The 25155-nt window shown below is 38.0% G+C and carries 25 protein-coding genes, 1 tRNA gene and 1 riboswitch; of the genes, 17 read left to right on the forward strand and 9 right to left on the reverse strand.

From position 1 onward, the window contains the following. Positions 1–22: 22 nt before the first annotated feature. From KTHG_RS05300 to KTHG_RS05320, 5 genes are all read right to left on the reverse strand, one after another. The gene (locus KTHG_RS05300) at positions 23–1087 is read right to left on the reverse strand and encodes a branched-chain amino acid aminotransferase (RefSeq protein ID WP_139991967.1); all 1065 of its coding nucleotides are present in this window, start codon (positions 1085–1087) and stop codon (positions 23–25) included. 131 nt (positions 1088–1218) lie between these two features. Further along, positions 1219–1911, reverse strand: a complete 693-nt coding sequence (locus KTHG_RS05305; protein WP_126989971.1) for an LrgB family protein — start codon at positions 1909–1911, stop codon at positions 1219–1221. Continuing rightward, positions 1908–2282, reverse strand: a complete 375-nt coding sequence (locus KTHG_RS05310; protein WP_139991970.1) for a CidA/LrgA family protein — start codon at positions 2280–2282, stop codon at positions 1908–1910. The genes KTHG_RS05305 and KTHG_RS05310 overlap by 4 nt, the downstream gene beginning before the upstream one ends. 151 nt (positions 2283–2433) lie before the next feature. Further along, the gene (locus KTHG_RS05315; RefSeq protein WP_126989969.1) at positions 2434–3318 is read right to left on the reverse strand and encodes a LysR family transcriptional regulator; all 885 of its coding nucleotides are present in this window, start codon (positions 3316–3318) and stop codon (positions 2434–2436) included. Positions 3319–3329: 11 nt separating this feature from the next. Next, a complete protein-coding gene (locus tag KTHG_RS05320) occupies positions 3330–4346 on the reverse strand; it encodes an aldose epimerase family protein (protein ID WP_139991973.1) in 1017 nt (338 codons plus the stop codon). Between the two features lie 564 nt (positions 4347–4910). Here KTHG_RS05320 and KTHG_RS05330 point away from each other — a divergent pair. From KTHG_RS05330 to KTHG_RS05345, 4 genes are all read left to right on the forward strand, one after another. Continuing rightward, complete coding sequence (locus tag KTHG_RS05330; protein WP_139991979.1) at positions 4911–5375, forward strand: hypothetical protein; 465 nt, start codon at positions 4911–4913, stop codon at positions 5373–5375. Positions 5376–5460: 85 nt separating this feature from the next. After that, entirely contained in the window at positions 5461–5940 is a 480-nt protein-coding gene (locus tag KTHG_RS05335; protein ID WP_139991982.1) for a hypothetical protein, read from the forward strand. A gap of 56 nt (positions 5941–5996) precedes the next feature. Beyond that, positions 5997–6169, forward strand: a riboswitch (cobalamin riboswitch). Between the two features lie 134 nt (positions 6170–6303). Beyond that, the gene (locus tag KTHG_RS05340) at positions 6304–7494 is read left to right on the forward strand and encodes a CbiX/SirB N-terminal domain-containing protein (protein WP_126989964.1); all 1191 of its coding nucleotides are present in this window, start codon (positions 6304–6306) and stop codon (positions 7492–7494) included. A 159-nt stretch (positions 7495–7653) separates the two neighbouring features. Beyond that, positions 7654–7724: transfer RNA gene (locus KTHG_RS05345), tRNA-Thr, on the forward strand. Positions 7725–7949: 225 nt separating this feature from the next. Here KTHG_RS05345 and KTHG_RS05350 read toward each other — a convergent pair. The 4 genes from KTHG_RS05350 to KTHG_RS05365 all read right to left on the reverse strand — a co-directional run bounded on the left by KTHG_RS05350 (position 7950) and on the right by KTHG_RS05365 (position 10796). After that, positions 7950–8627 carry an ABC transporter ATP-binding protein gene (locus KTHG_RS05350; RefSeq protein ID WP_126989962.1) on the reverse strand — a complete coding sequence of 226 codons (678 nt, stop codon included), beginning with the start codon at positions 8625–8627 and terminating at the stop codon, positions 7950–7952. Beyond that, the gene (locus KTHG_RS05355) at positions 8628–9749 is read right to left on the reverse strand and encodes an ABC transporter permease (RefSeq protein ID WP_139991985.1); all 1122 of its coding nucleotides are present in this window, start codon (positions 9747–9749) and stop codon (positions 8628–8630) included. Between the two features lie 96 nt (positions 9750–9845). After that, on the reverse strand, positions 9846–10415 hold the full coding sequence (locus KTHG_RS05360; protein ID WP_139991988.1) for a TetR/AcrR family transcriptional regulator: 570 nt from the start codon (positions 10413–10415) through the stop codon (positions 9846–9848). Positions 10416–10550: 135 nt separating this feature from the next. Then, positions 10551–10796 (reverse strand): hypothetical protein, encoded by a 246-nt coding sequence (locus KTHG_RS05365; RefSeq protein WP_139991991.1) that lies wholly within the window; start codon positions 10794–10796, stop codon positions 10551–10553. A 616-nt stretch (positions 10797–11412) separates the two neighbouring features. Between KTHG_RS05365 and KTHG_RS05370 the strand changes: the two genes are divergently transcribed. The 13 genes from KTHG_RS05370 (at position 11413) to KTHG_RS05425 (ending at position 25146) form a co-directional block, all read left to right on the forward strand. Then, positions 11413–12168 carry a hypothetical protein gene (locus KTHG_RS05370; protein ID WP_139991993.1) on the forward strand — a complete coding sequence of 252 codons (756 nt, stop codon included), beginning with the start codon at positions 11413–11415 and terminating at the stop codon, positions 12166–12168. 86 nt (positions 12169–12254) lie between these two features. Further along, positions 12255–12440 carry a hypothetical protein gene (locus tag KTHG_RS05375; RefSeq protein WP_139991996.1) on the forward strand — a complete coding sequence of 62 codons (186 nt, stop codon included), beginning with the start codon at positions 12255–12257 and terminating at the stop codon, positions 12438–12440. Between the two features lie 79 nt (positions 12441–12519). Continuing rightward, positions 12520–13650, forward strand: a complete 1131-nt coding sequence (locus KTHG_RS05380) for a sensor histidine kinase (protein ID WP_255512390.1) — start codon at positions 12520–12522, stop codon at positions 13648–13650. 4 nt (positions 13651–13654) lie between these two features. After that, the gene (locus KTHG_RS05385) at positions 13655–14137 is read left to right on the forward strand and encodes a hypothetical protein (RefSeq protein WP_139991999.1); all 483 of its coding nucleotides are present in this window, start codon (positions 13655–13657) and stop codon (positions 14135–14137) included. Between the two features lie 359 nt (positions 14138–14496). Continuing rightward, positions 14497–16140, forward strand: coding sequence for a glycoside hydrolase family 13 protein (locus KTHG_RS05390; protein WP_139992002.1), 1644 nt, complete (start codon positions 14497–14499; stop codon positions 16138–16140). An 18-nt stretch (positions 16141–16158) separates the two neighbouring features. Beyond that, the gene (locus KTHG_RS05395; RefSeq protein WP_126990030.1) at positions 16159–17244 is read left to right on the forward strand and encodes an ABC transporter ATP-binding protein; all 1086 of its coding nucleotides are present in this window, start codon (positions 16159–16161) and stop codon (positions 17242–17244) included. A gap of 70 nt (positions 17245–17314) precedes the next feature. Beyond that, the gene (locus KTHG_RS05400; RefSeq protein WP_139992005.1) at positions 17315–18622 is read left to right on the forward strand and encodes an ABC transporter substrate-binding protein; all 1308 of its coding nucleotides are present in this window, start codon (positions 17315–17317) and stop codon (positions 18620–18622) included. Positions 18623–18701: 79 nt separating this feature from the next. Then, on the forward strand, positions 18702–19559 hold the full coding sequence (locus KTHG_RS05405) for a carbohydrate ABC transporter permease (protein WP_139992008.1): 858 nt from the start codon (positions 18702–18704) through the stop codon (positions 19557–19559). Next, positions 19560–20375 (forward strand): carbohydrate ABC transporter permease, encoded by an 816-nt coding sequence (locus KTHG_RS05410; RefSeq protein ID WP_126990033.1) that lies wholly within the window; start codon positions 19560–19562, stop codon positions 20373–20375. It begins immediately after the preceding gene. A gap of 12 nt (positions 20376–20387) precedes the next feature. Beyond that, on the forward strand, positions 20388–21398 hold the full coding sequence (locus KTHG_RS05415; RefSeq protein WP_139992011.1) for a LacI family DNA-binding transcriptional regulator: 1011 nt from the start codon (positions 20388–20390) through the stop codon (positions 21396–21398). Between the two features lies 1 nt (position 21399). Further along, the gene (locus KTHG_RS05420) at positions 21400–23073 is read left to right on the forward strand and encodes a glycoside hydrolase family 13 protein (RefSeq protein WP_139992014.1); all 1674 of its coding nucleotides are present in this window, start codon (positions 21400–21402) and stop codon (positions 23071–23073) included. Position 23074: 1 nt separating this feature from the next. Next, the gene (locus tag KTHG_RS21765; RefSeq protein ID WP_255512391.1) at positions 23075–23203 is read left to right on the forward strand and encodes a hypothetical protein; all 129 of its coding nucleotides are present in this window, start codon (positions 23075–23077) and stop codon (positions 23201–23203) included. 119 nt (positions 23204–23322) lie between these two features. Continuing rightward, positions 23323–25146, forward strand: coding sequence for a hypothetical protein (locus tag KTHG_RS05425; protein ID WP_139992017.1), 1824 nt, complete (start codon positions 23323–23325; stop codon positions 25144–25146). Positions 25147–25155 lie beyond the last annotated feature (9 nt).

Here is a 25155-nt window from a genome sequence, read left to right on the forward strand (position 1 = left end):
GTCGACTTTTTGTGTATGCAAATTATGTTAAACGAATTGTCCAGTTGAAGTCATCATTGATTTTACCAGATTGAATCCCTGTTAATGTATCGTACAGTAATTGTGAGACGTCACCAATTTCTTCATTATTGATAACTAACTCTTCACCTTCCCATAATAAGCGACCAACAGGCGAAATAACAGCAGCTGTACCTGTGCCGAAAACTTCTTCTAATGTGCCATTTTTATGCGCATCAATAACTTCATCAATCGCAATGTGGCGTTCTTCAATTGGAATATTTTTATGTTTTAATACTTGAATCATTGAGTCACGCGTAATTCCAGGTAAAATACTGCCCGTTAATTCGGGTGTCACAACTATGCCATTGATTTTGAAAAAGATATTCATACTACCAACTTCTTCAACGTATTTATTTTCTTTACCGTCTAGCCAAAGTGTTTGAGAATAGCCTTGTTCATGTGCTTCTTTTGATGAAATTAAGCTTGAAGCGTAGTTGCCGCTTGTTTTTGCTTCTCCTGTACCGCCAACAACCGCACGGACATATTTTTTCTCTACCATGATTTTAACAGGATTAATACCTTCTGCGTAATAAGAGCCTGATGGTGACATAATAATGATAAATTTGTATTCAGTTGATTCATCTACACCTAAATCGGCTTCAGTTGCGATGATAAATGGGCGGATATAAAGAGAGGTACCGGCTTCAGCTGGAATCCACGCGCGGTCTACTTCGACTAATTGCTTTAGAGCTTCTAGCGCTTGTTGTTCATCGATTGTAGGGATGCATAGACGCTCAGCTGAGTGGTTTAAACGAGCAAAGTTACGATCTGGACGGAATAAGAGCGCCTCGCCATCTACTGTTATGTATGCTTTTAGTCCTTCAAAAATGGCTTGACCGTAATGGAAGACTTTACTTGCAGGATCTAATGAAATAGGTTCATATGGGATAATGCGACCATCATGCCACCCCTTTGCTGATGAGTAATCAAGCACAAACATATGGTCTGTAAAAAATTTACCGAAACCAAGACTATCTGCTGCGGGTTTTTGCTTTGGTGAAGTTGTAAGTGTTACAGGTACTGACATGTGAAAAAACTCCCTTCAATTAAATATGTCCCTATCGTAACATTATTTCAAATTTTTAGAAAGTTCATAATAATTGTCTATAACAAATAAAAAAGAAGCAGTAGCTTCAAATAAACGACTGCTTCTTTTTATTACGATAATAAAATTTTTGATAAATACGGGAAAAAGGTTTCGGAAAGCACGATACTAACGAGTGCAGCCACAATCATCGCAAGAGATGAAAAGGTTCCTTCTAATTCACCAAATTCAAATGCCTTAGATGTACCACAACCATGGGCGCCCATGCCAAGAAGTAAGCCCTTTGATGCGGCACGTCGGAAGCGGAAGATTCGAATGACGAGTGGTCCGACAATGCTTCCTGTTAAGCCAGTTACAATAACAAAGACAGCGGTCATTGTTGGCTCACCACCGATAAGATTGGAAATATCCATCGCGATAGGTGTTGTAATCGAGCGAGGCACGAGGCTGTTGACCATTTCATTGTTTAAACCTGCTAATAATGCAAAAACAAGTGAAGATATAATCGCAACAGCACAGCCAATGAGTAGACTTGCGAAAATAGCGAGTGCATTTTTCTTTAATAAGTCATAGTTTTTATACATTGGAACAGCGAATGCGACGGTAGCAGGACCTAGTAGCTTAGATAATAAATCCGCTCCGCTATTGTATTGTGCATAGGAAGTATGCGTTGCTAACAAAACGACTACTAAAATAAGCGGACAAATTAGAAGAGGAGAGAGCCATATTTTTTGGTAGTGGGCATAGACCCATTTACTTGCGTAAAAAATTAAAATTGTACCGACTAAACTAGCTGCAATCATCATTTGGCGACATCTCCTTTCGCAAAACGTTCTGCAACGACACCGGTACTTGCCATGACCACAATGGTCCCTAATACAATGACGACAATTAGTTTAATGCCGATGATACCAAAAATTTCATCATATTGAATAACACCAACTGCGGCAGGGACGAAAAATAATAATAATTCGCCAGTTAAAAAACTTGCACCAGCATCCACCCAGGCCAGTTTAATAATATGTGCTTTTAAACAAATAAATAATAATAAGAGACCAATAATACTACCTGGAATCTGGATATGGAGAGCTGCGCTAAGCCATGTGCCAATAAGCAAAAATCCCCAAATGAAAATAATTTGAACGATAATCTGAAGTGCTTTTTGAAGGACTTTCAACAAAATCACGACCTTTATATAATGCGCTAGTTTAAATAAAAAAAGGCGCGTCTAAACGCGCTTTTTTAAATAATATGCTAGCGCTTTGTTAATTCGTTATTCAGTGTATAACAAAAAGCTGCATTCGTAAAATACATAATTATTATCATCATTATTCCAAATTGGAATTCTTTTTCACGTAGTCAAGAAATGCACGCATTGCCTGTGAACGGTAGCGATCTTTTTTTAAAATGAAAGCAATTTCCCATAAAATTGGCTTCTCTAATGGAATCATTTTCACCACATTGGGATTGGTTTTATGCGCAAATGGTTCAGGGAATAAGGCGATACCTAAATTATGTTCAATCATTTGGCTAATAAATTCCCACTGTGAGCTTTCAAAAGCAATCGTTGGTTCAAAGCCAAAATCTTCACATTCTTGAATGATACGGTCATGCAAGGTAAAGTCTTCTGAAAATAGCAGCAAGGGCTCATTTTCTAAATCACGCATTGAAATAGTAGATTTTGTTGCTAATGGGTGGTCATTATGAACAATGACGTACACATCTTTTTTTACAAAAGGAATACAATCATAGTCTTCATCGTGAGCAGGTAGCATCACAAAACCACCATCTAAATCACCAGATAAGACACGTTCTTTGACGATGTTAGCGCCGATTTCATCTAATTGAAATGAAATATCTGGGAAGAGTTGTTGGAAGCCCTTCATGATTTGAGGAAAAAATAAAATACCGATAAGCGGCGGCATGCCTAATGTTAAATGACCCGTTTTTAAATGCTCCATATCTTCTAATGCTAAATGGACTTCATCCACCATTTGAATAATTTGAATAGCGCGCTCAAATACAACATCTCCTGCATCGGTTAATTGAACATGTTTACTCGAACGATCGAGTAATGTTGTGCCGAGTTCAGATTCGAGCTGACGAACCATTTTTGAAATCGTCGGTTGTGTAACATGCAGTTTATGTGCTGCTTTTGTAAAACTTTGTTGTTTTGCGACTTCGGTAAAATAGGTGAGTTGACGAACATCCATAAATAAGCCTCCTAAAGCGTAGTGAAGCGGAAAATTGTTGTGTAGTGATAGCGTTGATTGGCTGCAAGCTCAGCGTCAAAGCGTTTTTTGAAATGAGAATAGGGAGCGAGCTGTGTTTCAAAGCAAATCGCACTTTGTTTTCTAGCTTGTAAATGCTCTGTGAGAATCGCCGTTTCATCAATATTATTACCACTATAAATAACCGCAAATGGATAGCTTGTTTCAACAGTTAAAACGCGTCCAACATGTGGCTCAACCAAGCGGATTTGTGGCTGCTGCGGTAATAAATGAAAGGGATGGTCTAAGCCACCTGCACGTGTAAGCTGCACGTCATCTTTATCGAAAAGGTGAGCGAGCAGTTGTGGCTCGCTAAAGTCGAAGGAAGAATTACGTGTGGCCTTTGCATAGCTTGGAATCGAATCTTCGGCGAGTTCCAAATAATAATCGCTTTTTACTTCTAATAAGTGGTCACCAATTGGTTGAGAAGGATGACCACTTAAATTGAAATAGCTATGATTCGTTAAATTTAAGACTGTTTTTGCATCGCTTAATGCGTCATAGTCAATACGAAGTTCATGCGCTTCGTTAAATGTCATCGTCACATTGACGTCGACATTTCCAGGGAAGCCATCAGAGCCAGCATCTGAGTGTAACGTAAAGACAACAGAAATATCATCAGCGCGCTCAATAATTTCGTAATTCCATAGCAGTGAGCTGAAATTACCATGGAGTAGGTGAGGGCCTTCATTTGCCGGTAGCTGAATTTGTGCCCCATTTATACAAATCTGTGCTTGCTCAATACGCCCTGCATGACGACCGATTGTAGCGCCGAGTGCCATATCATTATTTAAATACTGCTCAATGTTTTCATAACCAAGCACGACATTACCTAATTGGCGCTCTTTATCAGGCACCCATAGCGCAACGATAGCAGCTCCAGCGTTTGTAAGCACAATATTAGCGCCGTCCTTTGCATTGAGTGTAATGGTATGAATATCTTGTGTAACGGCATTGACAACGTAGTTCATTTTAACAGCTCCTCTACAAATTCATTCCTTTTTTTCAGTATACTACAAGACTTCAAGAAAACGAAAAATCGAACATTATTTGAAGCTATAGTAAATTTGGCGAAATTCGGTATAATAAATGCAATCAATGATAGATGGGAATGATTTACATGACGATGACACAACCGGTATTTTTTGTATTTTTGTATTGTATCATGCTCATCATTGTAAGCATTGATGGATTGCTTCAGTATAAACGGTACAAGGCGGTATTATATGGGGAGCAGGTGAAACAGCCCCTCCTTGGGATACTTTACACCTCTTTACGACAACATCACTTTCTCCGTATTGTGGTTGAATTTTGTTTGAAATTTGGTATTTATTTTTATGCCTATTTGCTATATCCCTACAGTTGGATGCTAGCATTATGTGCATTGCTTATAATCGGGCGTCTGTACGTGCTATGGATGCCAATGGAAAAACTACGTACAACGAAATGGGATTTTATTACGCTGTTTGTAGAGCTAATCTTTTTAACATTATTCACGGCTTCATTGCTCGTATATGAAGCATAGGAGGGATACAATGCGTATTATCTGGACGGTGTTTCACGATGATGAACTTATTGAAAAGGGTGAGTTTAATCAGTTTTTTTGGCGAGGTGGTCAATTTGATGTCTTACTAGAAGGCAATCGAAAACTATCGATTGAGTCAAATGTTAATCATGGTATTCTAATAGAGGATATTGCAAAGTCTTTAATAAATGCTTTGCATACAGATGAGCCACAAACCTTTCATACGTATAGTACATCAAAATCCTATGATGTGATTTTTTTAGGGCGCGTCCTGGAGTTTCGTAATTTTGATCCGGATACATTAAAAACGTTAAAGCGTACGATGCTGCCGAAGTTAGCGTTTATCGATGCATTTACGTATGCATTATGTAGCTACTTAAAGCTACTAAAGGAGCGCAATGAAGCCATCGAGCAAAATGAACTTTTTATACGATTAACTGTGCAATTACAAACATTGCAGCAATTAACGATGTAATGATAGCGCAAGTGCGGAGGAAAGCTGTGCTTGCGCTATTTTTTTTCAGCTAGTTCTTTTATAATGAACAATGGAGGGTGATTTTTTGAGTAAATTAGCGTGGTATATTTCATTAGCAATCTCATTATTTGGTGTCTTTGTTGTGCGCTATTATTTTACATTAGCGCCGGATGAGACATTAAAAAATATAAATCCAGCATTTATTCCGCTTGTCTTTGTTATTCCATTTTTACTGATTAGTTTATTCATTAGCTTTGTCATTGGCGCCCGTTATTTTGTGCAAGCGAAGGGACAACAAATTGTAAGCTATATCGTCGTGTTATGCGTTATTTTGGCACTTAGTACATATCTAGAATACACACAAGTACAGGCGGATTTGACTGCCTTTGGTGGTGGTATCGCTGATAAGGGTTCGCTTATTTTTAATTTTCCTATATGGAATAGCTATACAAATGGCTGGTTCGTCAATGAAATGATTTTCTTTAGCCTGCAAGCTATCGCATTTGGCATCGGTTTTTTCAAGCGACATACTATTGAATTAGCACAGCAGGAGGGAGGCGAATAGCCTCTCTTTTTTTATAAAGCTATTTGATTTTTCAAAATTTAATGCTAAAATGAAAGCAATTCAATATGATGAATGGCGCTAATTCTTAGCTTAATAGGGAAATCGGTGAAAAACCGATGCTGTCCCGCAACTGTAACTTGGAGTGCTTTACAAAAACCACTGTGTAAACGGGAAGGTGTAAAGTACGTTGAAGAGAAGCCAGGAGACCTACCATTTAATCTTCGATGATTCACCCTACGAGGATAGGTGCGGAATAAGCAAAGGTTATTTGCGTTTTTTTAGTGCACTTTTTATAGGGGAAAGTGTCTTTTTTTATGCTTTCTATCCTCTGTGTGGGAATCAACAACATGAGGGGGAGTTAGCATGACAACGTGGAATTTAACGAAAATGGAGCGTCATTTAATGATTTGTAACGGAGCTACTTGTATGGGAGCTGGCGCAGAAGATGTCACGCAACAAATTCGTGATGAAATTCGTACACTAAAATTAGATGAGGTTATTCATACGTCACGGACACGCTGTAATGGACGTTGTAAAGATAAATGTGTCGTAATTGATTATCCAAAAGGTACTTGGTATTCTGTGCAGCAGGAGCAAACGGCGCGTAGTATTGTGCAAGGTAATGTAGCGCGTGAGGCGATTATTTATGAAATGGTAAATGGCGAACGCGTGCGTCAAGAAGGGCATATTAAAGGCATTGAAAAATATCGTAAAAAGCGCGCCACAAAAAAGACAGCGGTATTATTTGTTGGGCATGGTAGCAGACTAGAAGCGGGGAATGAAGAAGTGCGTTCATTTATTCGTCAAATGAAGCCAGCGATTGATGCCAATTTATTAGTAGAGACATGCTTTTTAGAATTTGCGAATCCTAATATTGAGGACGGTATTCAAGCGTGTATTGAACAGGGAGCGGTTGAAATCCATGTGATTCCAATTATTTTATTACATGCCGGGCATTCTAAATTACATATCCCAGCAGAAATTGAAGAGGCAAAGGCGCAGTTCCCAGAAATTCGTTTTACGTATGGCCAAACAATCGGTATTCACCAAGCAATTATTGATATTTTAAAGGCTCGTTTAGAAGAAATTCAATTTGATGTGTCGATTCCTCATAAAGATACGGCAATTTTATTGATCGGTCGTGGTAGCAGTGACGAAGATGCTAAAATGGATTTCTATAACATCGCATCGATTTTACAAGCACAGCTGACTGTTTCAACTGTAGAATGTGCTTTTATGGGTGTAACAACACCAACTGTGGAGCAAGGCATGCAAATCTGTCTAGAGCAAGGTGCAAAACAAGTCATTATGTTACCATATTTCTTATTTACAGGCATCTTAATGGAACGAATGGCCTTAATGGCGCAGCAATTTTCTGATACAAATCCAAGCGTTTCAATTGAGTTAGCCTCTTATTTTGGGTATCATCCAAATTTACAAACGGTATTATTAGAGCGCTTGCAGCAAGCAATCGATGGCACGTCAACAGGCATGCAAGATTTAGCGAATTTCCGTGAATACGTGAAAGAAAATGAGTATGTTCATCATCATTAAGGGTGCACAAAGTAATTTTCTTAATAGAACAGCAGTAAAAGCGTTAAAGTAGAAAAAAGTTAAATAAACAAGAAGTGTGTTTTTCTGACAGGAATATTGTATAAAGTACAAAAAAGAGTATAATAATAGTTGTAAGTTACATTACTAATTTACCTATTTGCCTACTTAGTTTAATGGTAGAACAACGGTCTCGTAATCCGTAGATGAGAGTTCGATTCTCCCAGAAGGCATATCTTTGTTCAATTACAAAGCATCATAAAATTTAGAAAAAGCTGGTAAACACACGCGTATGTTTACCGGCTTTTTTGTATGTAGCTTATTTTTCGAAAGCGATACCGTCTTTATCTTGGTTTAATTAGAGTAGTATTGAAATATTTTTAAGCGAAATGCTTCTAATAGTTTAAGTCTACAAAAAAAGAATGACATGCACGTCATCCTTTTTTTGAAATAATAAATTAAGCTTCTTTTGTTAGCACGCCGTCTTCCATACGATAAACATGGTCGCAAAGTGGTAGCATACGTTCATCATGAGTCACCATAATAGCCGCTTTTTGACGTTCTTTTGCTTCTTTTGCTAGTAGTTGTACGACTTCAAAGGCACGCTTTGAATCAAGGCTTGCTGTTGGTTCATCTGCTAGGATGACGGTTGAGTTATTCATAAATGCACGGGCAATGGCAACACGTTGACGTTCGCCACCAGATAATTCATTCGGCATTTTTTTGAATTTGTCGCTAAGGCCTAGCTCTGTTAACAATTGCTTAGCATGTGCTTTGTCCGCTTTTGTTACACGGCTGTCCATTTTTTTGACAAGTAATAATTGGTCAAGCACGTTTAAATACGGAATTAAATTTGATGTTTGTAAAATAAAGCCAAGTTCATGTAAACGGAAGCTAGCTAGTTTTTTTGGTGATAAATTGCCTAAATCTTGCCCGTTAATTGTAACAGTACCTTCTGTTGGTTGTAATAGAGCACCTGCAATAGAAAGCAATGTACTTTTACCAGAACCAGATGGGCCGATGATGGCTACTAATTCGCCAGCAGCTACTTCAAGTGAAGCTTGTTTTAAAGCTTGAACGGTAGTAGAACCTTCTGTATAACTTTTTGAAATGTTTTGTAGTGATAATAGGGCCATTTATTCCACTCTCCCTAATGCTGTTAATGGATCAATCTTGACAATTTGACGAACTGAAATGATCGAGCTAAGTAATGCAATAATTAATAAGATAATTGCATATGTAGTGACTAATACAGGATCTAAATTAAATGGCATACCTTCTGGGAAGGCGAGCGCAGTAGCGTATGTTAATAAAATACCAATTAAAATACCGACAACTGAAAGAATCGCCACTTGAGCGACGATAGCGCGTGCAATAAAGCCATTGCTTGCACCAATTGCTTTCATGACACCGAATTGTTGTGTTTTTTGCATTGTAATAACGTAGAAGAAGACCGCGATAATAAATGCTGAAATAACAATACAAAATGCTAACATCATCATAATCGTACCATTTTCTGCTGTATAACCAGGCATGCCGTTAACAGCTTTGCTTTTCGTCACCGTTTCGATATCATCAATTGATTTATCAAGTTTTTCAGGCTCTAGATTAGGTGCTTTTAAGAAAAAGGCTTGTACGGGTTTTTTCAGACCATTATCAGAGCCAGGCGCAGCATATTGATAGCTACGCCATGTTTCTGGTACTGCAAACATGGCCGGTAAATGGTTAAATGTTTCGCCTTTTACAAAACCAATGACTTCAACTTTTAAATTTGAATTGGATACATGTAGCTTGTCACCGATTTTATAGCCGGCTTTTTTCAGCGTATCGTTAATGACAACGCCTTTTTTATTTGAAAGTGATAATTTTTCTCCTTCAATAACAGTTGGCATAACAAAGGCATCCGGTTCTAAGCCGATTAATGCCACATCTTCTTTATCATCGGCATCCTTAGATGTCGTTTTGCCGACAGAAATTGTAGAAGCGCCAAATGCCGCTACGTCCTCAATATCTTTTTGTTTCTTTAAATCCTCCATTATATCTTCTGATAAAATTGATTTTGCAAATGTCGCGCCCGCTGTTTCTTCATACACAACGTACTCAGCGTTAATGTTTTTTAATGTCGCGGCACTTAGTGTTGATAATCCGTTTCCAAGTCCAGATAAAATGAATACGAGCCAAGCAATTAAGACAATAATTGCTGTCATCATAGCATAACGGAGCTTGGCGTGCTTCAGTTCTTTAAATGCTAAAAACAAAATTTTTCCCTCCATAAAAAAAGTTGACCTCTTAAAAGGCCAACTAAAGTATACACCAAAGTAACACATGTGTAACTAATAAAAGTGACAAATGTGTTACTTATTTGATATGCCATGTAAAATAAGAGCCTGGATTTCTGCGATAAATGTATCTAATGGCAGTCCAGCGTGGTTTGGTATGTCAATCGTTTGAAAGATAAAGCCTAGTAATAAAAAATTATTACGAGCAGGGTCGATAAAACCTTGTTCTTTGCCTTTAGTGATTAATTGATTAAGGGGGGCATACAGTTCATGGTGCATCGCTGATAAAACCTGTTTTTTTTCGGTAATAACTGGTGAAACATCTTCTATCGTCGAAGCCATTCCTAAAATTTGATGCAAATCTTTAAGTTGAAACATTCTTTCTAATAAGTCGCGTAATTGATGCTCAAAGCTTTGTGTAAAGTCTATTTCACTTAATAGCGTGACACTATAGCGCATTTTTTCAACCATAAAGTCAATAAGTAGTTCTTCTTTATTTGGGTAATGTTTGTAAATGGCTGCGCGAGATACATGAAGCTTTGCTGCGAGCAGACTCATCGTAAATCCCTGGTAGCCTGTTTCAACAATCAGCTCATGTGTAGCTTGCCATAAATCGTGTGTAGAAAATTTTTTATCTCGTCCCATCATGAAACCTCCAATTACGTTTCATGCTATCATTGTCAGCTTGAAAAAGCGAGTGACGTTGTACGCTTTTTAAACGAAAAAACAGAGAATTTGCGATACGTTGCAAATTCTCTGACTGTGTAGATGTTACGATGTTTATTCATGTGCACGTAAAAATTTTTCGCCTAAGGTTGTTATTTGCGGATTGTTGAACTGAATTGTCGTATTTCCTTGTTCAAGGGTGCTAGAAATACCATTTGCTAAACCATGTGCCTGTGCATCATGAATCGCGGTATGTAATGCATGTTGATCTTTCACGCCTGCCCAATTTGCTGTATCTTCACCAGCCGTTTCGAAATCTTTCAAAAATAAATAGACATTATATTCTTGCTGCTTTTGCATGTTCTCTCCACCTCCTGATACTTAATTCGTTTCTATTGAAGTAAATTCCTTCTTTTTAGAGAAATTATTTACATCTAATTATTTTTTTCGTAAATAAACGGAAGAATTGAAAACCATTCTTCCGCTTATTATGTCCATTTAGTAGAAGCCCATAAATTTGAAAAGAATAATAAGTAAAGCGACGAAAATGCTACTTTCAAATAAATGTTCTTTAAAAAACAGAGATGAAAAATGCATACTATCATTCCTTTCGGATTTTTCTTTCATTATATGATGGTTATTCAAAATTTTCAAATATTTTCTCTAAAAAAACATTTTTTTCTACTTTATTCAATTATTTTATTTAAAAGTATGTTAATTTAATGTAAAAATTATTTTATGTGTTTGGATATAATTTTAGGTATGTATAAATATAAGGATAAAGGGAATTTGTTTGAGCCGAAATATTGATGTTGTGTTTATTAATAATATTAAAATGCTTTTTTTGAATGAATAAAATATATTGATGTTATTTGTAATGAGAGATGTGTTTTTATGGAATTAATATGTTGGTATAAAGATGCATATTCATGTATATATTGTGCTTTTATAATAAATAAAAAAGGAGGATTTATATATGAATAAAAAGATTATAAGTGTCTCTCTAGCTATTCTGATGGGCGTTACGACAGTTTTCACAGCAACTTCAAATCCGTTAAATGTAGAGGCAGCAACAATGAAAACGTACTATACCGAATCAGGTGCGTATATTTATAAATCTGCGAATAAAAAAACGAAAAAGCTTACATTACTGAAGCAAAATCAAAAAGTCACTACTACAACAAAAGCATCGTCGAAGTATTATAAAGTGAAGGTTGGTTCAACAACGGGCTATATTTTAAAATCTAAAACGAATACAAAACCTACTTGGTATTACTATGCTTATTCTGATAGATCAGGTGCCTATACTAATCGTAAAAAAACAACATATGTACAATTGGATAATAAAAAACGAAACTATAAATTCGTCAGCCATACAAAACCAACTGGCTATGATACGACATTAAATGGCGAAGATTTATTGAAAATTTCATTTAATAATAAGACGTATTATATGTATGATATTAATGTAACGATTAAACCAATTGTGTCAAAATATCGCGCATATCATAAGAAAATAAAAGCTGGTCAAGATTATGAATATGAGGGTGGATACAATGATATGTATGTATACCATTCAAAGGCGCGTGCGAAAAAAATGATAACGAAATTAGAACAAATCGGGTATGTACGCATTCCAAAGGATTCACTGATGGGTGGTATGTATACGTACAAATATGAAGAATCACATTATGGTAGTAGCCATGATTATGAAATTCGTTTAAATCATTAATATTTATAGCGTGTAATTAGGATATAGAACAGTCATATAAGATTATGTTAGACCGTCTGTGAAATTTATTGAAAGCAGGTGTGAATATGTCAAATACGATTCTTCAATTATCAAGTGGTAAAGAAATCACCTATGCATTACCTTTTTCAGAGTTCGACGAGAAATTTTTAAATGCAGAAGGTACATTTGAGGTAGCTTCTATTCGACAGGAAGATGGCGGCAAACATAGCGTCATTTTTACAACATATATTGTTTCAATTTCAGAAGGCTAGCAGTGTGAAAAGCATCCATGATGGGTGCTTTTTTTATGTGATTTCGGCTATAATAGAAAAAGTTGAAAGGAGCGATTATATGCAAGCAAAGGCTTTTGAAATTATTTCAAATCGCCCTTTTTTAAGCTTTAGTATTTGGGTTGTAGGATGTTTCATTCCATTTGCCTGGATTTTTCATAATTCAGAGGCGTCTACGTTAAGCATTACGATTGCCATCTTATTTACGTTTTTAATTTGTACATATTTTGCATCGGTATTAACGAATGGTCTCGTGTATATGTGGCTGTCATTTATGATGATTATTAATGCTGTGATGGCGGTATTATTTGGTTACTTTTATTTTGCCTTTTTCACAGCGATGTTTATTGGACGTATTCGTAATACAGTTGGCTTTTATATTATGTATGGCATCCATTTAGGGATTACCGTTGGATCAATTCTTGGTGGTTTCTTTATTGAAACGGAGCTGTATATTCAGCAAATTCCTTATATGGTGCTTGTCGTATTTGGGGCTATTTTGGGACCGTTTTATTTATACAGTCGTAAACAAAATACAGAGTTAGAAGGCCGGTTGCAAACAGCGAATGAACGTATTTCAGAGTTAAGTGTTTATGAAGAACGTCAACGAATTGCCCGTGATTTACATGATACACTTGGGCAAAAATTATCGATGATCGGTTTGAAATTAGATTTAGCGTTACGTCTAGTCGATAAAAATCCAGATAAAGCTAAAGAAGAATTAAAAGATATTCGTCAAACGGCGAGTATGGCATTAAAAGAAGTGCGTGAAATGGTATCGGATATGAAGAAAGTACAATTATCTGATGAACTGTATCAAGTTGAAAAATTATTACAAATGGCTGGTGTTAATTGTAAAATCGAAGGGGACCGTAAATTATACGATGTACCGCTTATTTTAGAAAATACGCTGAGTATGTGTTTAAAAGAAGCAGTCAATAATGTTGTGCGCCATAGTGGAGCAAAGCATTGTACAATCACGGTTGAGCAATCAACGAAAGATATTGTCCTGATGGTGGAAGATGACGGCGTAGGTTTAAAAACGTCGATTAATGAATCCGCAGGCAATGGCTTAAAGGGTATGAATGAGCGCATTGAGTTTGTGAATGGTAAATTGATGGTTGAGCAACGACATAAGGGGACTGCTTTGATCTTTACAGTACCACTTGTTATCGTATACCAAGAAGGATGATTGGATGAGAAGAAAAGGAATTTTTATGGCGGTATTGATGATTGTACTAGGGATTAGTGCGTTTATGACAATCCAACAAAATCGTAATGAAGACAAAGATATCGCCGCAATTTTAGATCACCAGGCACAAATTGATAAAATTGTTGTCATGCAGGGTGATAAAACAATAGCTACTTTTACTGGCAAAGAGGCCGTACGTTATGCAGAGAAAACGCCATTAGTCAATATTGCAGAAGCAGAACGAAAAACAACGAAGAAATTTGAAAAAGATGCTACTTATAGCATACAATATTTTTATGACGATACATTCTTGTATGCAGTAGATGTCTTTGCACTGAAAAATGACGAGCCTCTAACAGCGGATGAAAAATCATTTGTATTTACAATAAATGAAAAAAACTATTTAGCCGTGTGGCAGCCCTATGGTAAGCAGTTATCACAGCATGAACATACAGTAAAGTTATTAAAGAAACTTCAAGCAAATTAAAAGGGTACTGATCTACTTTTTAAATTGAATCTCACTGACATTTTTCTAGAAGTCGATATCAAATTCTTTCTGAACCATCTTTTTCTGGTATACAACCGGAGAAAGGTGGTTTTATTTTATATTCATTTTTAGATTAGCCAAGTGGAAATAGGTGTTTTTTGAAACTGAAAAAATATTTCTCCTTAAAAGGGATTATAAAATAAAATGAATGGGAATAGAGTATGGAAATAGCTTGTAAGCGGTTTCTTTTTTAATGTTCACAAACTATAATTTGTAAAATGTGAAATATTTTTTCTTCAAAATGCTTGTTTTTTCTATTTCAAGCATTTATTATATGGTTTAAGAAGGAAGGTGCATTCATGACAGCTTGGTGGAAAAAAAGCTCCGTTTATCAAATTTATCCAAGAAGTTTTCAAGATTCGAATGGCGATGGGATAGGAGATTTACAAGGAATTATGCAACGCCTTCCGTATTTAGAAAAACTCGGCATTGATATTATTTGGTTGGGGCCTATTTATGACTCACCGAATGATGATAATGGTTATGATATTCGAGATTATCAGAAAATTCAAAAAGAATTTGGCTCGTTAGATGATTTTAAGCAATTAGTGACAGCAGCAAAAGCACATGGTATTGGCATTATGATGGATTTAGTCGTTAATCATACTTCAGATGAGCATCAATGGTTTGAAGAGGCAAGAAGTTCACGCACTTCAAAGTACCGCGACTATTATATTTTCAAAGAACAACCGAATAACTGGGGTTCTTTTTTCTCAGGATCGACTTGGACGTATAATGAACCAACGGATGATTATTATTTACATTTGTTTTCAACAAAACAACCTGACTTAAACTGGGAAAACAGTGAAATGCGTCAAGCCATTTATGATATGATGAAGAGCTGGTTGGAGCTTGGTATTGTTGGCTTTCGCATGGATGTGATTAATTTAATTGCGAAAGATGAGCGTTTCCCGGATGGTGAAAAACAGAACGGCGAATTATATGGTGATGGTAGCCCATATTATATGAATTTACCAAAGGTTCACGATTACTTGAAAGAAATGTATAAAGAGGTGTTAGCGGATGGCGATTATGTGACGGTAGGTGAAACGCCTGGAACTACGCCTGAAAGTGCAAGCGTTTTCACAAATCCACATGACAAGGAATTGTCGATGATTTTTACGTTCGAACATATGGACGTAGATAGTGAGGGGCCTAAATGGCACCATAAGCCACTGGATTTGGTAGCGTTAAAACAAATTTTTGAGCGCTGGCAACGAGAGCTTCATGGCACAGGCTGGAATAGTTTGTATTGGAATAATCATGATCAGCCGCGTGTTGTTTCTCGTTTCGGGCAGGATGGGAAGTACCGCGTGCAATCTGCAAAAATGCTCGCGATAGCACTGCATTTGATGCAAGGAACACCGTATATTTATCAGGGAGAGGAAATCGGTATGACAAATGTTGATTTTCAGTCGATTGATGAGTATCGCGATATTGAAACATTAAATTATTATGAGGAACAGCTAGCGAATGGTAAAACAGCAGAGCTTACGTTGCAAGACATTGCACGAAAAAGTCGCGACCATGCGAGAACACCGATGCAATGGGATGAAACGGGTGGCTTTACAACGGGGACGCCATGGATTCGTATGAATGATAATGTCACACAAATTAATGTCAAAGCGGCGCTTGCAGATCCAAATTCAATCTTTTATACGTATCAACAATTGATTCAGCTAAGAAAAAATGAACATATTGTACAGCATGGAACGTTTGAATTATTGCTAAAAGAGCATCCGCAATTATTTGTTTATAAACGACAAGATGAACAACGCACATGGCTTGTCATTGCGAACTTTTCTGAGCAAACGTTTGCACAAAATTTTGCTACCGTAGACGTCACGCAGCTGACGAAGGCAATTATTACAAATGGTGGTGTGCGCATTGACGGAGAAATTATACACATCGAGCCATACGGAGCTGCGGTATTTGAGGTTTAAAATGTGAGGAGTGATGAAATGGCTACATTGGATTTACAACATGTCGGGAAATTATATGATAAAGAAGTACGAGCCATTACAGATTTTAATTTATCTGTTGAAGATGAAGAATTTATCGTCTTTGTCGGCCCATCTGGATGCGGAAAAAGTACAACACTACGTATGATTGCTGGGTTGGAAGAAATTTCAGAGGGTGACTTTTTAATCGATGGAAAGCGTATGAATGATATGCCGCCGAAGGACCGTGATATTGCGATGGTATTCCAAAACTACGCGCTTTATCCACATATGACGGTATTTGATAATATGGCATTTGGGCTGAAAATGCGTAAATTCCCGAAAAAGGAAATTAAAGAGCGCGTTGAGGAGGCGGCGAAAATTTTAGACTTGTCACATTTATTAAAACGAAAGCCCAAAGCATTATCGGGAGGGCAACGGCAGCGTGTAGCGCTTGGACGTGCAATCGTCCGAGATGCAAAAATTTTCTTAATGGATGAGCCGCTATCGAATTTAGATTCTAAGCTCCGCGTACAAATGCGTACTGAAATTATTAAATTACATCGTCGTCTAAAAACGACAACCATTTATGTGACGCATGATCAGACGGAAGCAATGACGATGGCAAGCCGTATTGTCATTATGAAAGATGGTTTTATTCAACAAATCGGTACACCAAAAGAAGTGTATGAATTACCGAATAATGTTTTTGTTGGCGGTTTTATTGGCAGTCCAGCGATGAATTTCTTTAAAGGGATCATCCAAGATGGCAAATTTATTATTACAAACCATGCCTTTGATATTTCGCCGATGTATGTAGAAGCAATCAAGGCATATGAAGGTAAAGAAGTCATTATGGGCATTCGCTCGGAACATATTACAAGTCAGGCACCGACCGGAGAGATGGCGCTAGAAATTCCGGTGCATGTGGATACGGTGGAGCTCACAGGTGCTGAGCAAATGGTGTATGGCGATTTAGAGGGGCAACCACTAATTGGTCGTGCAGATGCAAAACGGGAAATTATGATGGGCGCTTCATTACCGCTTTATTTCCATACGGAACATGTACACTTCTTTGATGCAAAAACAGAAAATCGTATTTTTTAATGTAGTTGTGCAAACGTTTTCGCAAACTGTGAGAACGTCTTAATAAACAAATAAATGGGAGGCGAAGTAAATGAAACAACGTAAATGGAAGTCGGGATTATTAGCTTTATCAATCGTAGGTGCAATGTCGTTAGCAGCATGTGGTAACGCCGGAGATTCGAGCTCTGGCGGTGGGAAAGACGGTGACAAAACGGTCGTGGATGTATTCCAATTTAAAGTAGAGTTTAAAGACCAGTTCGAAAAAGTTGCTGAGCAATATGAAAAAGAAAATAAAAATGTAGATATTAACATCACAACAGTTGGTGGCGGTGAAGATTACGGTGCAGCGCTACGTTCAAAATTTGCATCTGGCAATGAACCAGCAATTTATAATATTGGTGGACCGCAGGATGTTGAAGACTGGAATGATAAGTTAGCAGATTTATCGGATACAAAAGCAGCTGGTGCGGCGCTTGAGGGAACATTAGCAGGTGCAACAAAAGACAGTAAAGTATTAGGTTTACCTTACAACCAAGAAGGCTATGGTTTCATTTACAATAAGGCAATCTTTGAAAAAGCAGGCATTGATCCGGCATCAATTAAAGATTATGCCTCTCTTGAAAAAGCAGCGAAAGACTTAGATGCGAAAAAAGATGAGTTAGGTATCGAAGCTGTATTCGCGTTACCTGGTAAAGAAACATGGGTAACAGGTTTACATTTATCGAATACTTTCCTAGCGCCCGAATTTGATAATGATGTCATGAAAGCTTATGACGCAAAAGATGTAACGTTTAAATACGGGGACGCATTTAAACAAATTTTAGATTTACAAAATAAATACTCTGTAACACCGACAGTTAGTTTAGATTACTCGAAACAAATGGAAGAATTATTCTCAAATAGCAAGGTAGCTATCGTCCAACAAGGGAACTGGGTATACTCAACAATCGCGGGTATTGATGAGGAGTTAGCGAATAATAATATCGGCTTAATGCCAATTCCAGTAGAAGGCTATGCTGATGCGAAATTACCTGTTGGCGTACCGATGTACTGGGGCGTGAATAGTAATAAAGATGAAAAAGTAGTAGAAGCTTCAAAAGAATTTATCGATTGGTTATACACATCAGATGCAGGGAAAACAGCGGTTATCGAAGACTTTAAATTTGTACCAGCATATGAAGGGTATGATTCATCAAAAATCTCAGATCCATTATCAAAAGCGGTATATGATTACTCAGAAAAAGGCGAAACAATTGGCTGGGTGTTCATGGGTTATCCAACAGATTGGGGTCAAAATAAGCTAGGTGTTGAGATTCAAAAATATTTAAGTGGTAAAACAACATGGGATAAACTTGAAAAATCAGTTGAGAAATCATGGAATGCAGATCGTAATAAATAATGAATGATGGGAATAGGACTGTTCCGTACGAGCCGTATTGCTCCAAACGGCGGTCCTATTTTTATTAGGAGGTAGAGCGATGAAAAAAGGCTTATGGTATTGGGCGTTTATTGCGCCAGCGTTATTTGCATTAGTAGCAGTCGTTGTTGCGCCGTTATTATTAGGTGTCTATTACTCATTTACGAACTGGAATGGTATCGAGGTAAAAGAATTTGTGGGCTTCGATAACTATTTGAAGTTATTCGACGATGAAGAATTTATTCAATCACTAAAATTCACGGTATTATTTGCGGTCGTATCGATTTTTTTAATTAATTTCTTTGGGCTAGGTTTAGCAATGCTTGTGACAGCTAAATTAAAAACAAATAAATTATTACGTACGATTTTCTTCATGCCAAATTTAATTGGGGGCTTAATTTTAGGCTTTATTTGGCAGTTTATTTTCACGAAAGCCTTTGATGGTATTGGACAGGCATTTGGCATTGAAAGCTTGCAGGGCTGGTTATCGACGACAACAACTGGCTTCTGGGGCATGGTCATCTTAATGAGTTGGCAAATGTCTGGATATATTATGGTCATTTATATTGCGTATTTAGAGGGCATTTCACCAGAGTTAATTGAAGCGGCGGATATGGACGGGGCGAATGGCTGGCAGAAATTCCACAGTATTATTTTCCCGCTTGTGGCACCAGCCTTTACGGTCAGTATGTTCCTAACTTTATCGAATACGTTTAAATTGTACGATCAAAACCTCTCATTAACTGGTGGTGGGCCGTACAATTCAACGCAGATGGTGGCGATGAATATTTTCAATACGGCGTATAAGCAGCTTGATATGAGCTATGCGCAGGCAAAAGCGGTTATTTTCTTCTTAATTGTAGCCATTATTTCATTGCTACAAGTGTATTGGAATAAAAAACGAGAGGTGGAGATGTAAATGAAAAAAGCGTATTTATTACCGCTTGAAATATTCGGCATTATTTTGGCGCTCATTTGGTTATCTCCATTTTACTTAATGCTCGTCAATTCATTTAAAACGAAGAAAGAAATTTTTAGTGATACATTAAAGCCGCCTGCAGATTTTACGTGGGCCAACTATGTGCAAGCGTTTAAGGAACTTGATTTTGCACAGACATTTTTTAACTCATTGATTATTACGGTTGGTAGTGTAGTTGTCATTATTATTTTCTCTGCACTTGCAGCCTATGCGTTATCCCGTGTAAAAAGCAAAGTATCGACGGTTATTTTCTTCTTATTCGTTGCGGCGATGCTCATTCCATTCCAGTCAGTGATGATTCCCTTAGTGACGATTTTTGGTCAGCTTGAAATGCTAAATCGTGGCGGTTTAATCTTCATGTATTTAGGCTTTGGCGCTAGCTTATCAATCTTCCTTTATCATGGGGCGCTGACATCAATTCCAAAGTCGCTTGACGAGGCAGCAACAATTGACGGCGCCAATCGCTGGCAGGTTTTCTGGCATGTTATTTTCCCGATGCTGAAGCCAATTACTGTGACAGTGGCGATTTTAAATACCATCTGGATTTGGAATGATTACTTATTACCATCACTTGTGATTAATGCAGATGGTATGCAGACGATTCCACTAAAAATGTTCTTCTTCTTCGGGGAATATACGAAGCAGTGGCATTTAGCGTTAGCAGGCTTAACAATTGCGATTGTACCGGTTATTATCGCGTACTTCTTCGCACAAAAACAAATCATCAAAGGGGTATCCGATGGTGCTGTAAAGTAGAGGTGCTTATGTATGGCGACAATTATAGACGTAGCAAAGGCAGCCAATGTGTCGCCGTCAACGGTGTCACGTGTCATTGCCGATCATCCACGAATTAGTTTAAAAACGAAACGTAAAGTGCGCGCAGTCATGAAGGACTTAGCGTATTATCCGAATATCCAGGCACGCAATTTAGCGGCGAAAAAGACGATGATGCTTGGCGTTGTGATGGGGCATTCGGCGATGCTCGCATTCCAAAATCCATTCTTCCCCGAAGTCATTCGCGGTATTAGTGCTACAGCACATGCAAGGAAATATGGCTTATCGCTATCTACAGGGGGAACAGAACGTGAAATTTTAGATGAAGTGCGCGCAATGGTACAAAGTAAAAAGGTAGATGGTATTATTCTCCTTTATGCGAAAGACCAGGATCCAATTTTTGAATATTTACGAGCTGAAAATTTTCCATTTGTTGTCGTTGGCACACCACCGGAGCATCGGTTAGAAACGGACTATATTGATAATGATAATGTCGCGTTAGCAGAGGAGCTTGTCGATTATTTAATTGCTTTGGGCCATGAAGACATTGCTTTTGTTGGGGGTGACATTCATTATGGCGTGACGCGCGACCGTGTAAAAGGCTTTGAGCAAAGTTACGCGAAACATGGCTTAGAGGTAGATGCGGCGTATTATCAGCATAATACCGATCATGTTGAAGAAACCTTACTTAAATTAATGCAGCTTAAAAATCGACCAACAGCGATTTTGACACAGGATGATTTGATGGCCTATGAAATAATTACGCATTTAGAACGTCTAGCGATTCGTGTACCAGATGATGTATCGATTATTAGTATTAATAACCATGCCTTATCGAATTATGTGCGACCCGCATTAACGACGGTGGAAATTCATATTTTTGAATTGGGTTATAAAGCAGCGGAATTTTTATGCCAACGCATTGAAAATCCGACAAAAAAGGCGCAACATGCTTTCGTTGAAACGAAGCTCATTGTGCGTGAATCTTGTGCGAAGAGGTGTTGAAATGCAAAAAACATGGTGGAAAGAAGCGGTATGCTATCAAGTGTATCCACGTAGTTTTCAAGATAGCAATCAGGACGGCATTGGTGATCTGAATGGGGTCACAAGACGTTTAGATTATTTGAAGGATTTAGGGATTGATGTCATTTGGTTGTCACCAATGTTCAAATCACCGAATGATGATAATGGCTATGATATTAGTGATTATCAGGCGATTATGGATGAATTTGGCACGATGGCGGATTTTGATGCCTTGCTTGAAGGGGTACATGCACGTGGCATGAAACTGATTTTGGATTTAGTTATTAATCACACGTCAGATGAGCATGAATGGTTTATTGAGTCACGCGCAAGTAAGGATAATCCAAAGCGGGATTGGTATGTGTGGCGTGATGGCAAAGACGGTGCGGAGCCAAATAACTGGGAAGGGATTTTTGATACACCTGCCTGGGAATATAATGAGGCAACGGATGATTATTACTTGCATATTTTTTCGAAAAAACAGCCCGATTTGAACTGGGAAAATGAAGAAGTGCGTCAGGCTCTTTTTGACATGGTTAATTGGTGGCTCGATAAAGGTATCGATGGCTTTCGTGTTGATGCTATTAGTCATATTAAAAAAGATCAAACATTTAAAAATGCACCAGCACCAAATGATGAACCATACGTCAAAGCATGGTCACAGTATATGAATGTTGAGGGCATTGCACCGTTTTTGATAGAACTTAATCAAAAAACTTTCCGAAAACATGATGTCATGACCGTTGGCGAGGCCAATGGGGTTGGTATCAAGGATATTGATGCGTGGGTGAATGAGGATAATGGCTACTTTAATATGATTTTTCAGTTTGAAACACTTGGTTTATGGAGTGTTGAAGAGCAGCACCTTGATGTCCTAGCATTAAAAGAAGGCCTAACAAAGTGGCAACATGCACTGGCAGATAGTGGATGGAATGCATTGTTTATTGAAAATCATGACCAGCCACGTGCCGTATCGACCTGGGGTAATGATACGACGTACTGGCGCGAGAGTGCAAAGGCGCTTGCAACGATGTACTTCTTTATGAAGGGCACACCATTTATTTATCAAGGGCAGGAAATTGGCATGACGAATGCAGCTTTTGATAATATTTCCGATTACCATGATATTCAAACGACGAATCAATATGAGCGCTTAATAGAAGCGGGAATGGATGAGCAGCAGGCGAAAGCCCGCGTATGGAAAACGAATCGTGGGAATTCACGTACGCCAATGCAGTGGGATGCGGAAATATATGGCGGTTTTTCAAAGCAACAACCATGGATTCCGATGAATGAAAACTATCGTGATATTAATGTCGCTACGCAAGAAAACGATTCGCAGTCGATATTACATTACTATAAAGACATCATTCGATTGCGAAAACGTGAGGAGGCACTTGTGTATGGACGTTATGATTTAATATTAGCAGAGCATCCGCAAGTTTACGCTTATACACGTACGTGGCAACAGGAACGCTGGTTAGTGTTAAGCAATTTGTCACCGCAAGCAGCTACGATAGAAGCGGTTGAAGGGATTGTCTATGATGCCGATCAGTTACAACTAGCAACCCATAAGGTAGCGCATGACGTAACAGCAAAATTAACATTACAGCCATATGAGGCACGTATTTATAAAATTTTGAAGACAATAGGATAAGATGATTGGCGAAATTTTTTACGAGAACTATCCTGGTGGCTCAGGGTTAATGTCAGGTGCAGTTTATGGTAAGATTGCGGGGGAAAATGCGGCAAAATATGTGCAGGTAGCAGTGAATTTAAATTCTTAAAGTCATTCGGAGAAAGAGACTAGGTTCCCGCCTAGTCTCTTTTTTTGGTAGATATGGTTAATACATGCGTTTTATCGTCTATTTCGGTATAGTGAAACTAATAGGAATGGAGGGCGATTATGTCAGAATTCAAACGCTTTATAAGCCGTACATGGAAAAATGCTAAAAAAGATATTAAAGCAGAGGCAAACCAGCAATTTAAAATTGACTTTGAAGGGCATCAAATAGTCGTCCAATCGACATTTGATTGCACCACATTAGTCGTTGATAATGAAGTTATTGATGAAAAATATCGACCAACAAAGTTAGGGAAATTACGTCTAAGTGAAACGGTTAAGGGGCAAAAAGATGGTCTGGATGTGAAGGCGAAGGTCGGTGGTACGACAACACTTGATTGTACATTTTATATAAATGGTAAAAAGATAATAAAACAAAAGCGTGAGATACAAATTTATGCGTGGAAGCATCGCACGAAAATTATTCCATTTTTAATAGAAACGTACGAAAAAAACGGGTCATTTGAAAATATTGTATTGCCCGATGATGACTATTATTTTTTAGAGGATGATGAACGCTTAGCGCCTGGTGAATATTGTGATCGCTTATTTTCATTAGAGGAGCAAGGCTATGAGGACACATTTGCGAAGCGCTTAGTAAAAAAAGTTGATTGGCTGCTTGAAAAGCCAGCTGATAAAACGCGAAATGATATTTATGAAGCGGTTATGGACGATGATTTTCCGGAATATGCCTTTGCTTTTAAAGAACAGCTCGCACAATTAGAAGTAGACGAGGATGCACTTTATAAAGAGGCAAAATGGTTTATGGAGCATGCAGCGCATCGCTATGTCGTTGATTTTGCGCTATTACTATTAGGGCGTACAACGGTTAAAAAAGATTTAGAAACGCTACGTGTAATAGGACGTCATGAGGAGTTTACCGCATTTGTGGCGGCAGCGATAATGGGGCATGGTGCTGAGGCGAATGAAATACTGTTTGATAGTATGAAGCATACAAAGAGCTACGGACAGCGTGCGGCGCTTATTTTACTAAATGAACCAATTACAGAAGAGATGCAGCAATGGCTATTATATGACATCCCACTTACAGGTGATCTAGATGTTGTTACAGTGGCGATGATTGCACAAAAAAGTTCACTTGCAACGGCACTAAAGGCGGATGTCGTAAGTGAAGCTTTATTTGAACGTGCAACGGCTATACTTGTGCCATTAGTCGTTATAGAAGAACTTGCCGAGCTATATGATGAGTTACCAGATGCCTTACTTGATTATGTGCGCCATGCTAAAACGCATATTACGAGCTATGAACAAGTTCATCCACTTGCGAAAATGGCGCTATCATTTGCGGAGTATGACTGGGAGGAAGTCTTTGAATCGTCAACTTGGCAGCCTGTGGAGAAAAACCTAGTGACATCGGGTATTCAATCTATTTTAATGAGTTCGAATTGGCAACCGAAAATTGATAAGGCCTTTGCGGAGGGGCGTAACATGGCGCAGGCTATCGATATTGCGCGTGCAAGTGGCTATGACTATATCCCACTCGTTTATAAAAAGATTGTGAATGGCAATTTCGAACCGTATTTATATGAAGCGCTAATTGTACAAGGGGATTATCGTCAATTTATTGCGGTTGTAGACTATGTAGAGCAGTTTGAACTGTCTCTGCTTAATCCGGTAGAGCGTGAATGCATTGAATTAGTGATTGATGCATTAGCATCACATGATGGTGTCGGTAAAACGTTAATGCATCATGCGCTACAGTTAGACGATGAGATGCTAGAATGGCGTGTACTGACGACATTTGATGTATGGAAGGTATCGAGCTATTTACCTGATTTTGAAGAAGATTTGAAAAAAATCGTGAAAAAATCGCCGGAACGTGAGCATCGTCGGTTCGCAAAACGCCTTTTAAAAGGGCATGATTAATTATATAGA

It is taken from the genome of Kurthia sp. Dielmo (assembly GCF_000307285.2).
Taxonomy (GTDB): Bacteria; Bacillota; Bacilli; order Bacillales_A; family Planococcaceae; genus Kurthia; species Kurthia populi.